The 14130-nt window shown below is 27.0% G+C and carries 9 protein-coding genes; 1 reads left to right on the top strand and 8 read right to left on the bottom strand.

The features are described from left to right. Positions 1 to 5 precede the first annotated feature (5 nt). Genes QIA46_RS02555 through der form a run of 4 tightly spaced genes read right to left on the bottom strand, consistent with a single transcriptional unit; the run spans position 6 to position 9766 of the window. The gene (locus QIA46_RS02555) at positions 6 to 6506 is read right to left on the bottom strand and encodes a SpiroCoCo family coiled-coil protein (protein WP_317268323.1); all 6501 of its coding nucleotides are present in this window, start codon (positions 6504 to 6506) and stop codon (positions 6 to 8) included. Between the two features lie 19 nt (positions 6507 to 6525). Then, positions 6526 to 7212 (bottom strand): HAD family hydrolase, encoded by a 687-nt coding sequence (locus tag QIA46_RS02550; RefSeq protein WP_317268322.1) that lies wholly within the window; start codon positions 7210 to 7212, stop codon positions 6526 to 6528. After that, the gene (locus QIA46_RS02545) at positions 7209 to 8468 is read right to left on the bottom strand and encodes a hypothetical protein (protein ID WP_317268321.1); all 1260 of its coding nucleotides are present in this window, start codon (positions 8466 to 8468) and stop codon (positions 7209 to 7211) included. Before QIA46_RS02545 ends, QIA46_RS02550 begins: the two co-directional genes overlap by 4 nt. After that, a complete protein-coding gene (der, locus tag QIA46_RS02540) occupies positions 8465 to 9766 on the bottom strand; it encodes a ribosome biogenesis GTPase Der (protein WP_317268320.1) in 1302 nt (433 codons plus the stop codon). The genes QIA46_RS02545 and der overlap by 4 nt, the downstream gene beginning before the upstream one ends. 86 nt (positions 9767 to 9852) lie before the next feature. Between der and QIA46_RS02535 the strand changes: the two genes are divergently transcribed. Beyond that, on the top strand, positions 9853 to 10599 hold the full coding sequence (locus tag QIA46_RS02535) for a GerMN domain-containing protein (protein ID WP_317268319.1): 747 nt from the start codon (positions 9853 to 9855) through the stop codon (positions 10597 to 10599). On the opposite strand, the gene QIA46_RS02530 is transcribed toward QIA46_RS02535, so the two are convergent. The 4 genes from QIA46_RS02530 to rplQ all read right to left on the bottom strand — a co-directional run bounded on the left by QIA46_RS02530 (position 10596) and on the right by rplQ (position 14123). Next, complete coding sequence (locus tag QIA46_RS02530; protein ID WP_317268318.1) at positions 10596 to 11387, bottom strand: TlyA family RNA methyltransferase; 792 nt, start codon at positions 11385 to 11387, stop codon at positions 10596 to 10598. The two genes, QIA46_RS02535 and QIA46_RS02530, sit on opposite strands and share 4 nt — an antisense overlap. After that, on the bottom strand, positions 11368 to 12156 hold the full coding sequence (locus tag QIA46_RS02525) for a TIGR00282 family metallophosphoesterase (RefSeq protein ID WP_317268317.1): 789 nt from the start codon (positions 12154 to 12156) through the stop codon (positions 11368 to 11370). Before QIA46_RS02525 ends, QIA46_RS02530 begins: the two co-directional genes overlap by 20 nt. Then, positions 12146 to 13678 carry a ribonuclease Y gene (gene rny / locus QIA46_RS02520; RefSeq protein ID WP_301611686.1) on the bottom strand — a complete coding sequence of 511 codons (1533 nt, stop codon included), beginning with the start codon at positions 13676 to 13678 and terminating at the stop codon, positions 12146 to 12148. Before rny ends, QIA46_RS02525 begins: the two co-directional genes overlap by 11 nt. A gap of 73 nt (positions 13679 to 13751) precedes the next feature. Then, positions 13752 to 14123, bottom strand: a complete 372-nt coding sequence (gene rplQ / locus QIA46_RS02515) for a 50S ribosomal protein L17 (protein WP_014023726.1) — start codon at positions 14121 to 14123, stop codon at positions 13752 to 13754. Positions 14124 to 14130: the final 7 nt, after the last annotated feature.

Raw genomic sequence — 14130 nt, 5'->3', positions numbered from 1 at the left:
AACCTTTAATCACCTTTATTGCTTATACCAAGCTCTAAAATAAGCTCAACTTCCCCAATAGACAATTTGGTAGCTCTAGAAATTTCTTCAGCACTCCATCCCTGCCTCATTAATTTTATTACAGAATTTCTAACAGTTTCATTATTAAGACCAACATTATCTTGATATTTAGAATCGGTTTTGACAAGAATACCAAGGGTTTTTATTCTCTCTTCTGCTGCAGTATTTAAATTCTCCAACCTTGTCTCAGATTTCACCACCTTCTCTCTCATAGTCAAAGTATTTTTTAACCTATTTTCAATATCTAACAACATTTCCTTTAAATTTTGAGCATTAATCAACACTTCTTCAGACAACCCTTTGTTTAATAAGAGATTTGAAACAATATTTTCCATATCCTTGAGATTGTCTTGAAACTTAGCACTTTCTTTGCTTAAAGTATTAAATCTTTTTTCCACTTCATTTATCAAATCAAAATTTTTATCAACAGATTCTATAGTACTCTTTAATATACTCTCTTTATTGCTAATTCTTTCATAATTATCAAGAATAGTTCTCTGCTCCTCCGCAATCTCTTTTATTTTAGCTTTATAAATTTGCACTTCATCATAAGATTCAATTAAACTCTTATATCTACTATCAAATGAAGAGTAAAATTCAAAAAATTTATTAAAATCATTCTTAATAGATTTAATTGATTCTTGTTCTAACTTTAACTCATTAAAAGTTTCAATAATACCCAATGTTTCTTTTTGAATATTATAAAATTCTTTATTAACGTTTTCAAAATTATTTTTATACTCCTGAGCAAGATTTATCTCATTTTTTAAAGTTTCCCATAATTTTTCCAACTTGTCCTTAAGAGAATAAGCCTCCAAAAATATCAAGTTATTTTTTTCAAGCTCGGCATCCAATTTTTTAAAATTCTCAATTTGATTTTCAATTTGAAAATTTATTTTATCATAACTATCTTCAAATTCTGCTCTTAAATCAGATTTATATTCAACTAAATTGTCTTTAATCTCACTAACAAATTTGTTAAATTGAATATCATAATTTAATATTTTAGATTCAAGTTCTAAAATATTGGTATCAACTCCTTTCAACAATTCTTTATGATTTTTCTTAAATTCAACCTCAAATTTATCAATTTGTTCCTGTAAGCCATTTTTTATGGTTTCAATCTCTAATGTTGAATGTTTTAAACTTTTTTTAAGTTCATCCTCAAGTAAACCGAATTCTGATTTTATAGATTTAGAAAAGGAATTATATTCATTCTCAATTGATGTCTCAATATTACTTCTATATAAACTAATTTTTTCAGAAAATTCTGAAATATTTTTATTAATTAATTCAATTTGTCCTTCAAAGCTTTCTTTATCACTAGAAATTACATCAACCATTTCACGCCTTGATTTATCAAGATTAGAAGACAAAGTTGTAAATTCATGCTCTAATTTCTGATTAAGCTCAAAAATTTTATCTTCAAGATCCTTTTGCTGAGTTAAAAATTTCACTTCTGCTTGAATTAAGATATCTTCGGTTTTCTTATTAACCTTTTCGTCTATCTTTTCTACTTTAAAATCAACAAATTTTTCAAGATCTAAAACTTTAAGATTTAATGACTCACCAATATTTTTAAAATCAATTTGAACTGATTGTTCAATTTTTTTAGCCTCGTTTTGCAAACTGCTAAAAATCTCTTCGGCCTTAGTTTCAAAACCATCTTTAAAAGATTCTAAACCAATCTTTACATTAAAAATATCATTCTCAAATGATTTAATTCCAAGTTCAGCAAGATTTATTCTCTTCTCTATTGTGCTATAAGATTTTTCTTGCCAATTTTTTACATCATCTTTAATATTTAAAAACCAAGAATCAATAATACTTTGCTTATTGTTTACAAAATCAACAAATTCATCTACTTTCCCGGTAATATTGGTTTCCATTAAAGCTATCTCACTCTGCATATCTTTTTTCTTAGAAGAAAATTCTTTGGTAAAATCCAAATAAAAATTTTCTTTATCATCTTTCATTTTTTGTTCAATATCTAAGTGGAAATTTTGAATAAGTTCTGTTTTGTTTTCCAAATTTTTAGACAAATCATATTCCAAATTTTGAATTTTATCATTATATGAGGCAATAAAGTTTTCCAAAGAATATTTAAGCTCTTCGCCTCTAATTTTCAAATCTTTAAAAAAGTCTTCTTCTAATAGTTTAAGGTGCGATGAAACATTGTGATAAGACTCTTCTTTTAATCTAATAACATCCTTTTCAACATTATTTAAATCAGATTCAAGGTTTTTAAGATTTTTCAGTTGAGATTCTAGTTCATAGATCATCTCTTTATTTGAACTCTTAAAGTCTTCACTTAAAGTTGCAATATAAGAATTTAATTTCTCTGAAAACTCATCGTACATATCAGCATACTTTTTCTCAAGTCCATCATATTGACTTAAAGCTAAATTATCAATGGCTTTAATTTTGTTGTCAATTTTATCCTCTAAATTTAATTGCCCTTCATTACACCTTTCTTCAAGTTCAATATACTTAAGATTAAAATCATTGGCTATTTTATCAATACATCCACTCACTTTATCATTCAAATTCTTCTCTATGCTATCAAAAGTATTTTCAATCGATTTTAAAGAATCAATTCTCTTGTGAATTTCATTTTCATACTTTACAATGTCATCATCAATTAAAGTGTTTACCTTTTTCATACAAACCTCAAAATGATTCTTTATATTCTCTTCAAAGCTTGCCTTAATATCTCCAAATTGAGAATTTATAACACCGTAACAATCTTTAATTTTATCTTGCAATTCTTTTTCAAAATCTAAAATATCTTTTGATCTTTGCTCTATTATCTCAAAATTATGATCCATTTCAGAAATCTTAATTTGCAAATTTTCATCATTGCTTGTAAGTGTTTTATAGATTTCATCTCTAATTTTTGAAATAGCCCCCTCGCTTTCAATTAAAAATGTAGAATATCTCTCTTCAAAATTACTCTCAATAAGTTTAAACCTTTCCTTATAAAGATCGTTTAAAAACTCGGCTTTACTCTCAATATTATTTTTAAGCTCATTTGTTATCTCTCCAAATCTCTCTTTTGCTTGCATAATATCACTATCAATCGTTCTTCTATAATCAATTGCTTCTTCTAATCTAGATTTATAATACTGTTCAATCTCTTTAACAAGATCGTTAATTTTTGCCTCTCCATCATCCGTTAAATCTTTAACTTTCAATTCAAATTTTTCAACTTGATATTTTGATACATCAAAAGATTCCTTAAGTTTTTGAAGATTTTCATCCATGCCTTTGCCAAGACTATCTATTCTATCTGTCAATCTTCTATTTAGATTTTCAATCTCATGCATTATTTCATTTTCAAGTTTACTAGAAATATTTTCTGAATACCCCCTATAATTAGATATCACCTCATTATATTTTCCATTAATTTCTTTGTTTATATCATTAAACTTCACACTAAGAGAATCAAGAGTAATATCTATATTGGCCTGAAAAGAAGCAATATCGGTTCTTTTATCCTGCAACAAACTGTCAACCTCTTTAACAAATTCTTCTGAATTATTTAAAACTGAGGCAAATTTCTTTGATAAATTCTCTTCAAGTTCTCTAGTCTCTTTATTAAAATGGTTCATTATGTCTTGCAAAAGCTCATCAGAATATATAGCTCCTTGATTTCTAAACTCATCTATTTTCTCAAGATAATAACTCTCAAGACTTTCTATAGAAAATTTAAGCTCTTTAATTTTTGTAGTCACCTCAGAGTCTATTAAATCCAGATCAACTTTACCTGAAGACAACAAATTTTCAATTTTAACAGTTATTTCGTTTAATTTACTTTGCCAATCACTAAGCTTGCTATCTACTTCATTGTTAATTGAATCCTTCTTGTTTAAAATATCCTTAGAAATTCTATCTAAAAAATCATCAATTTGCTTTTGATTGTCCGATTTTATATTAGAGACAATTTGTAGTTTTGACTCAACAAATTCATTAAGATCAGATTTAAAATTATTTAAAATATCTTCTGATTCAATTTTGAAATCTTTTAATTTATAATCACATTCTTCAATCTTGCTTATAACAAAATTATTCTTATCATCAAATTTTTTGCTCAAATCTTCAAGCATAAATACACTTTTATCTTTAATTATTTCTGTTTGCCTATCAATAAATTCTTTAATTCCCAATATAGCCTCATCACTTTGTGAATATGACATATCTTTTAATTCTTTGTATTTTTCTATTACCAAACTCTCAATATCGCCTGTTTTTAATAAAACATATTCCATTCTATCGTTAACATCTTTTTCTAAATTTTCTATTTTTAAAGTAGCAGATGAAAGTAGCTCTTCACTAGAAATCTTAATATCAAGCAAAGATTTATTTAAAGCAATAAGCTCATCTTTCCAACTGCCATGCATATCAATAGCTTTTTTTTGAATATGATCCGAAAGATCATTAAAAACGCTCTCACTAAGCTCTATTCCTTTGTCTTTTTGAATCTGAATTAAGCTTAAAAATTCTTCGTTTGTTTTATTTATTTGAGATTCAATATTTTTTAAATTAGAATCCATTTCATCTTGCCACTTTAAATATTGAAGCTTACTTTCTTCTAGTTGAGTAACAAAAACATTTACTTCATTGTAATAACTATCCTTAAACTCTACTATATTTTTACCAATTTCATCTTTAATGTTAATTAAACTAGCATTAAAATCTTCTTTTAAAGTTTCCTGGGTTTTTTCAAAAATATTATAAAAAGATCCAACTTCATCTTCTAATTTTTTGTTTAAATCTTGAAATTCTTGATAATTATTGGTTGCATCTTGAGAGAGTGTATCAAATTTTTCACCATAAATTAAAGAAAATTCATCCATTTCTGCTGTTAATTTATCTGTAAAACTCTTATATTGGGATTCCATTTGATTTTCAAATTTAGAACTACTAGAATCCAAAGATTCAAAAAGAGACTTGTACTTGGCATTTATACTATCACTTAAATTTGAATAATTATTATTAAACTTACCATTAATTTCTTCAAAATTAGAAATCAAATTATCATTAAGTTTAATAAGCTTACCCTGAATATTTGAATCAACATCTAAGAGTTGAGATTCTAACTGCATTTTAAGTTGATTAATATCACCCTTAAAACTTTCACTAAATACTTCAATATCTGCTTCAAACTTATCTTTAAATTCAAGATATATTCCATTAGAATCATCTTCAAGCCTCTTTATTAAATCAATAGCACCTACCTGAACACTTTCCATTTTAGAATTCAAATCTAACAAAGTAAGCTCTACCCTTTCTCTAATGTTATTATCAACTTGACTTATTTTATCTTCATAATCCTCATAAATATTTTTAAGATTCAACTCAACCTGAGATCTAAATTTATCAAAAACATCATCAACTTGCTCCTCATACTTTCCCATCTCTATTCGCATTGACTCCTCAAGTGAATTAATTCTTGAATAAACATTGTCTTTAAAAGAAGAACTCATAGAAGAAATTTCATTGTCCACCAAAACCAATTTATCCTCAAGCTTATCTTTAATTTCCTTAGAACGATCATCAACATATTCAAAAATATCTTTAAATTTATTTTGTAATTCTTCATTCAGTCTATTTAAAATAAAATCTTCTTTTTCATTAATTTTATTCTTTACACTCTCCATAATAAGCTCTATAGAATCTTCTATTAACTTATATTTGTTTTCATAAAAATTAAAAGAACTTTCAATCTCTTTACTATATTTGTCAATATTAAATTCGACCTTTTCAAGAAAATCGTTGAATTCTAAATCTAATTTCTCATTACCCTTAACTAAAATATCATTTTTTCTCTCTTCAATATTTGCTAAATCTTTTTCATAAAGACTAATCTCTTTATTTAAATTATCCATTTTAAAAACAAGGTCCTTAATATTAGTGTCAAACTTTTCCCAACTAGCAATTTTAATAGATTCGAGATTTTCTTTATTAGTTTTGTCAAATTTTTCTAACACTGAATTCAAATTTGATTCAACTGAATCAATCTGAGTATTAAATCCTTTTAAAGTTTTTGAAAGCTTATCTACTATTTTCCCATCAACTTGCAATCTTTGTATATTCTCTTGAACTTTAAAAGTCATTTCATCAAGATCCTTAAGCATAGAATCATGATAAGCTATCTTTTTTTCAACCTCTGCAAAATCATTGCTTTTATTTTTAATCTTTTGCTGAACTTCATCAATTTTTTTTATTATTTCTATACTAGATCTTTGATAAGCTTCCATATCAACAGCAAGATCATTAATTTCTTTTGTCTTATCTTCAATAAAATCTTCAAGATTAACCTTTGTAAGATCAACGAACTTTTTAATTTTATCTAATGCTCTAGAACGCTTATCATATTGCCTATAAACAAATAAAACTATTGAAACCAAAAAAAGGTTAACTAAAATAGTCGCAAAATCTATCATAAAATATTTTACCCATATTCTATATATTCAAACGTATATATTCTCTTAAGTCTTTATAATCATGAAAAATAAAATCAATCATCCCTTTGTAATTTATATTTTTTTTTGAAAAAAAAGCTGCTTTCATTGAAACATTTCTAGCGCCCAAAATGTCATATTCATAAGAATTCCCTACATACAAAATATTATTACCACTTAAATTTAAATCTTCAATAACTTTTAAAAAAGGTGCTTTATGTGGCTTTAAATATCCAGTATCTTCTGAGGAACAAAGAATATCCCAAAAACTGTCTTGAATGCCCAATAAATTTTTGACACGACCTAAAATAGGAAAGTCTGACATTACACCCAATTTTATTCCCTTAAATTTAAGCCAATAGATTAAATCTTGAACTCCAAGATATGGCTTAAGTTTTTTAAACTTATCGCTAAAAATCTGACTGTAATATATTTTATTTAATAAAAAAGCACATCGATTCTCATCAAGATTTAAATGCTCAGAAAGCATTTTAACCTGAAGAGAAAAAAGTTCATCCCTATTTGAAGGTGAAAATTGATTACTTTGTAAAATTCGTATTTTTTTCCTAATCTGTTTAAAAGCTAAAAAAAACTTAACATTAGTTAAAAATTCAAAAAACATTAGTTTATTTCTAGCCGCCTCAGGATACAAGGTGCCATCTAAATCAAATACTACAGCTTTAATCATGATGATTGATTATTTGCCTTTATAGGCATAGGTACTATTGATAAATTTTCAGGAACCTTGACTCTAACTAAATGAATATAAGATTTTGGATATCTTTTCTGGAGAGATTTGATTGAAGTTTCAGCATTAACCTCGCTAACAGAAACCCTAAAAATCCTATTTTCATCAAGAAATGGAAGAAATAAAACAACATGTTTATGAAGCACCATACTTGATAAATTGTTAACACCCGTGCTAATAGATCCTAAATAAATATACCCAGGCTCATCTAAAGCTAGACTATATAATAAAAACTCTAAATTTTCAATTTTATAACCACGATTGTTCACATAATCAAAAAACTTAATATTATTGACATCATTTTCCTTGATTTTAGATAAATTTAAATCTACATTAATATTATTTATCCTATAAGCAATATTACGAATCCAATCAAGACCAAAAAAAGGATCCTTATTAAATTCTTGACTCCTAGTAAAACCACTGCCTCTAACACCAATATGTCTAAGCTTAAGGTCATCAATTTTTAAAAGTCGTCCTGTCATTGATTTATAAATCGAATCCGCCACCCATTTAACAAATCCCGAGCAATTAAACCCCACTGGATCTTTTTGCAATAACCCAGTTTCTATATGCACCATTTTGCCATACTCATCCATTGCACCATCAACAATCTCAGCAATAGGAAAAGACGCAAGAGACTTCCTTAAACTAATTGCCATATTAGAAATATCTTTATAAATATCAAAATATTCAGGAATAAAATATCTAAAATCAATAACTCTACTAATATAATTTATTATATTAGCAAGAGAAATTACTGCAATGTCTTCAATCTTAAAAGGCAATTTAACGTCTTTATAAATCAAAGTATTTACTAAATAAAAATCAGCATTAGAAGAAAATTTTGCAGACTTTATTCTAATAAACGTATCCCCTCTGTTTATAAAAAATATTTTTATCTGTTCAATGCCATCTTTACCCACTTTAATCACATAAGACCCTGGAAAAATATAACTCACATTCTTTTTTTTATTAAAAAAAGAATAATAAACATACTCAGAAGAAACTTCACTTGAAACTTCAATGTAATAATCTTGTGTAATAAAATGTTTTACTGGACTTATTTTTTTTTGCACATAGCTTGAATTAAAATATTTTGAATACTTGGTTCTTACATCAAAATCATAAAAAAAACTCTCAAGCGAAAAAAGATTTAGACTCTTAAATATTAAAAATAAAAATATATATCTCACTTTAAATCTCTTATTTTTTCCTTTAATTCTACTAAAATTGGAATATTTTTATATCCAATTTTACGCAAATTATTTACTAAATAATTATAATAAGAATTTGGAAAATTCTTTATTTTATTTGCAAAAAGAATAAATTTAACGGGGTTAGTGCTAACTTGTGTAATATATTTGATTTTATGAGAAATATTTAAATGATAATCTTTTATCCATAAATTTAACATTTTATTTAGATCTGGAGTGCTGGTTTTAAGCTCAAGCTGCGCTTTTAACTTAAAAGATTCTTTAAAAAGAGAATCTAGACCTATTTTTTTATGAACAGAAATTCTAAATATTGGGGCAAAATTTAAAATAGGGAAAAAAAACTTCACGCGACTCTTTAAGGCTTCAAAATAACCTTTGGATTGCTCCACAAGATCCCATTTACTAAACACAATAATAATTCCTTTCCCTTTTTTAGTAGCATAATGAGCAATTTTTTTATCCTGAGAAGTTAATTCTTCTTTAACATCAATCAACAAAAAAACAATATCTACCATGTCAATTACTTTTAATGCCCTACTAACAGAATAATATTCAACAATTTCATTTACTCTTGCCCTTCGCCTTATTCCAGCTGTATCAATAACCTCAAAAACTTTCCCATTTCTAGTAAACTTAGTTTTAATAAAATCTCTAGTAGTACCAGGTTGATCCGAAACAATTGCAATTTCATTTCCAGATAAATAATTAATAAGGGTAGATTTGCCTGAATTGGGCTTACCTATAATCCCAACCTTAATATCAACTCCACCCTCAATATTAGCTTCACCAACTTCTACTTTTAAAAAATCTCTAAGCTGAGTAATGCCTCTGCCATGAGCTGCGCTAACTAGAAAATATCGCTTGAACCCTAGATTATGAAATTCATAGGCTAAACATTCCTTATCTTTAGTATCTACTTTGTTTAAAACCAAAACCACCTTACTACTATATTTTCTCAGTATTTCAATAATTTGATAATCTTCAAGTAAAATTTCATTAATATCTAAAACCAATAAAATTAAATCAACTTTTTCTAAAGAACTTAAAACTTTTTGCACAACAATTTTACTAATCTCATCTTTTAAGATCGTAAACCCACCAGTATCAATTAATTTAAAATTAAAAGAATCAATCTTACAAACCTCTTCAACCAAATCCCTAGTAACACCGTAAGTACTCTCAGTAATACTTCTTTTTGTATCTAAAATTCGATTAAATAAAGCAGATTTACCAACATTTGGTCTACCAACAATAAGAACCTTTTTATAACTAAGCAAAGCAAATACACCTCTTTATTTATTCCGATATTTCCATTATAATAGCAAATATTAATATTTATGCCAATTACACGTGAGTGTTTATATTGAAAAGAAAAAAAAAATCAAGCTCAACCAAATCAGATATATTTTTAATTTTAATTGCTATTGTTTTAACAATAATTAGTGTGCTATTAATAATCAAAAATTCACTTATTATGCATATTTTTAAAGAAAAAAATTATGATAGCGGTTTATTCGAATCAAGCCAGACACAAGACAATAAATTAATTGAAGCCAAAAAAACTACCAATAAAAATACAAATATAAAAATACTTAAAAATGAAAGGTTTTTAATCCAACCACCAGAAATAAAAAAACTTGAAGAAGAACTCAAGCAAAACCAAAGAAATAACAACCTTAAAAACAAAAAATTTATTAAACTTTATTTTATAAAAGTAACCCCAGAAGGTTATTTTTTAAGACAAACTGTAAAAAGAGCTATATATTACGATAAAAATATTCTTGAAGAAACACTAAAATCTTTAATCAAAGGGCCAAATGAATACGAGCTAAAAAATAATTTTTTAAGCTTAATCCCTATAAAAACTAAGCTTTTAAATTTAAGCCTAAGCGAAGGAATTGCCAAAATAAACTTATCTAAAGAATTTTATGAAAATAGTTTCGGAATTGAAGGAATAATTAATCAAATCGCCCAAATAACTTTAACATGTCTTGAAATTAAAGGAATTAATGGAATAATTTTAACAATAGAAAATAATCCAATAATACTTGAAGAATTAAATTTGAATTTCTCAGGAATATTAAATAAAAAGACTTTAGACAAATATTAAAATTCAATATTGCTAAGCAATTGCATAGAACTTGCAATATTTAAAACACTTGACTTAACAACTAAAAACATGAATTCTTGATTACCTTTCTTGCCTTTGGTTTTTAACTTTAATATATTTTTAACTTGTAATTTATTTTTATAGAATTTTTCAATTACACTTTGCAAAATTATTTTTAAATACTTGCCATTCACAACACCATTAAAATTTTTAATATCTAAATTTAAACCTTTAAACTCAAACTGGGGCTTAATCAAAACTATAATAAAATTATCAAAAAGTTTATCTATTAAATTTACACATATACTTATTGATGATCTAAAAGAAACATCTACAACGGCAAAATTGGGAACAATCTTAAATTCTGTAACATCAAAAATATTAGTTCTCTCTAAAACTTTAACTCTTGGATCAATTCTTAATTTATAAGAAAGTTGATTAATGCCTACATCAATTGAATAAACAAAATTAGCCCCACACTGCAACAAACAATCGGTAAAACCGCCAGTTGAAGAGCCAACATCAACACAAATTTTATTTTTAACTTCAATCTCAAAATCTTTAAGAGCCTCTAAAAGCTTGTATCCTCCCCTTGATACAAATGTTTGACAATCATCCTCAACTAAATCTATTTTACTTGTTTTGTTTATTAACATTTTAGGATTTTTTTCTTTATGAGAATTTACATATATATTCCCTTTTAGAATTAAGATCATTAATTCTTCTCGTGTTTTTTCTGGATACCTTTTGCAAAGTATATTTAATAAATTATTTCTGAATCCTTTCAATTTTTAAAGCACGGCCTGTCTTTAAATTAGAAGTAATAATAACTCCTTGTAAAATTATGTCATCTTCTACAACTTCGGCTCTTAAAGAGGCATATTCAAGCAAGCCTTTAAGAGAAATATCGGGATTAAATCCTATTACAGAATTTAATCCACCTGTCATCCCAATATCACTAATATAGGCTGTCCCTTTTGACAATATTCTTTCATCTTGAGTCATAACATGAGTATGAGTGCCAACCACACCTGTTACAAAACCATTTAAAAAATATCCAAAACTTTCCTTTTCATAATTGCTCTCAGCATGAAAATCTACAAAAATGGTTCTGGTCTTATTACTAAGCATATTAACCAATTTTTTTGTATTATCAAAAGGATTCTTAACAATAAAATTCATATTTAAAACCCCTTGAACATTAACAACAGCAACCTTTTCATCCTTAATAGTTAAAAAACAATAGCCATGCCCATCTAACAAATTTGAAAAATTATTTGGTCTTAAGATATATGTTTGCTTATTTAGGTAATCATTTATTTTGCAATTAGAATACACATGATTGCCAGTAGTAATGACATTAACACCCGATCTAAAAAGATTATTTGCTATTTCTGGGGTTATTCCAAAGCCTTTTGAAGAATTTTCTCCATTAGCAATTACCAAATCTATTCTATATTTGTTCTTAATGTTTTTAAGATTAAAAAAAACTTTTTTTAATCCACTCTCGCCTATTATATCCCCAATTATCAAAGTTTTAATAGTGCTATCTTGCATATTCAATAACTCTGGTTTCGCGAATAATTGTAACTTTAATTTTCCCAGGATATCTCATTTCAGCTTCTATCTTCTTAGCAATATCTCTTGCAAGTAAAATTGATTTTTCATCATTAATCACAGCATTGTCAACAATAATTCTAACTTCACGACCAGCTTGAATAGCATAACATTTTTGAACACCCTCAAAACTATAAGCAATGTCTTCAAGTCTTTTAAGTCTATTTATATAGTTATTTAAACTTTCCCGTCTTGCTCCAGGACGAGATGCAGAGATAGCATCTGCTATTTGAACTACAATGGCTTCAAGACTCTCTGGTTTAACCTCATTATGATGTGCAGCAATTGCATTAACAACAATCTCGCTCTCTCCGCAACTTTGAGCAAGTTCAGCACCAGTAATAGCGTGTCCCTCGCTATTATCAGAAATACTTTCCATCCCTTTACCAATATCATGCAAAAGACATGCTCTTTTTACTACAACAGGATCTAACTTCATCTCTTTAGCTAAAATTTCTCCTATTATAGCCGTTTCTTTAGAATGACTTAAAACATTTTGACCATAACTACTTCTAAAGTAAAGCCTTCCCAAACCTCTAATAAGTCTCTTATCAAGCCCATGTATATTAAGGTCAAAAACTACCTTCTCACCTTCTTCTTGGATAATGCTATTTATTTCGTTGGTAACATTATACACAACTTCTTCAATCCTAGCAGGATGAATTCTGCCATCTGTAACAAGTCTTTCTAAAGTCCTCTTAGCAAGCTCTTTTCTTATTGGATCAAAGCAAGATATAACAACAGCTTCAGGCGTATCATCAATAATGATATCTGCTCCTATTAAAGTCTCAAGAGCCCTAATATTACGCCCTTCTTTACCTATAATTCTACCCTTCATCTCATCATTAGGTAGTTCAACAGAAGCCACTGTAAACTCAGAACTTACCTCTGTAACAATACGCTGCATGGTAGACACTAAAATATCTTTTGCAACCTTATCTGCTAATAGCTGAGCTTCCTGTTCACTTTTATTAATAATAACTTGAGCATCTCTTTTAGACTCATGTTCAACTTTTTCAATTACAATTTTTCTTGCGTCTTCTCTTGTAAGACCAGAAATATTTTCCAATCTTTTAACAAGATCGGCCTCTTTTTCTCTTATTACTTTTTCTTTTTGTTCAAATTCTTTAATTTTAAAATCAACTCTGGACTGCTGTTTATCAAGAGCAGATATTCTCTTATCTAAGGTTTCTTCTCTTTGTAATAATCTTTTTTCTAGATTAACAATTTCATTTTTCCGATCTCTTATATCCCTATCTTGCTGGTTTTTTTCTTTAAGCATTTGAGATTTTGCATTAGCAATAATTTGCCTTCTTTCATTTTCTATCTCTAATTGTGATTCTACTCTTACTTTTTTCAGATTTTTTTCTAAATCCAATAAAGACAATCTACCTAAAAAAACTCTTACTAAAAATCCTAATATAAAGCCAGCAAAAATAGAAGAAAAAATAATATATATCATATCATTTAACTCCTATGCTGTTTAAAAGCAATTTAAAATTTAATCTTTAAAACAGTGCGCTCAAATTTATTAATTATTCAACTTTTAAAGGCTTTTCAACTAATTCTAGGATAGCCATTTCAGCCGCATCTCCATATCTTTTTCCTAATTTAATCATCCGAGTATACCCACCACTTCTTTGTCTAAAAACAGGAGAAATTTTGGTAAACAGCTTATTTAAAATATACTTATCATGTATAAATTTTGATAATTCTCGCCTATTATGCACAGTATCAACTTTTGCCCTTGTAATTAATCTTTCAGCAAATCTTTTAACTTCAAACAATTTTGCCTTAGTAGAAGAAATTTTTTCATACTTAAAAAAAGAAATTACCATATTTTTTAAAAGTGCTCTTCTATGACTGGCCTTCCTACTTAATCTATTAAAACCTAATTTTGTTTTCATGAAACAG

Source organism: Borreliella carolinensis (assembly GCF_032595855.2).
Taxonomy (GTDB): domain Bacteria; phylum Spirochaetota; class Spirochaetia; order Borreliales; family Borreliaceae; genus Borreliella; species Borreliella carolinensis.
Note: the sequence above shows the minus strand (reverse complement) of the source record. Positions and strands in the feature narration are given on the sequence as shown.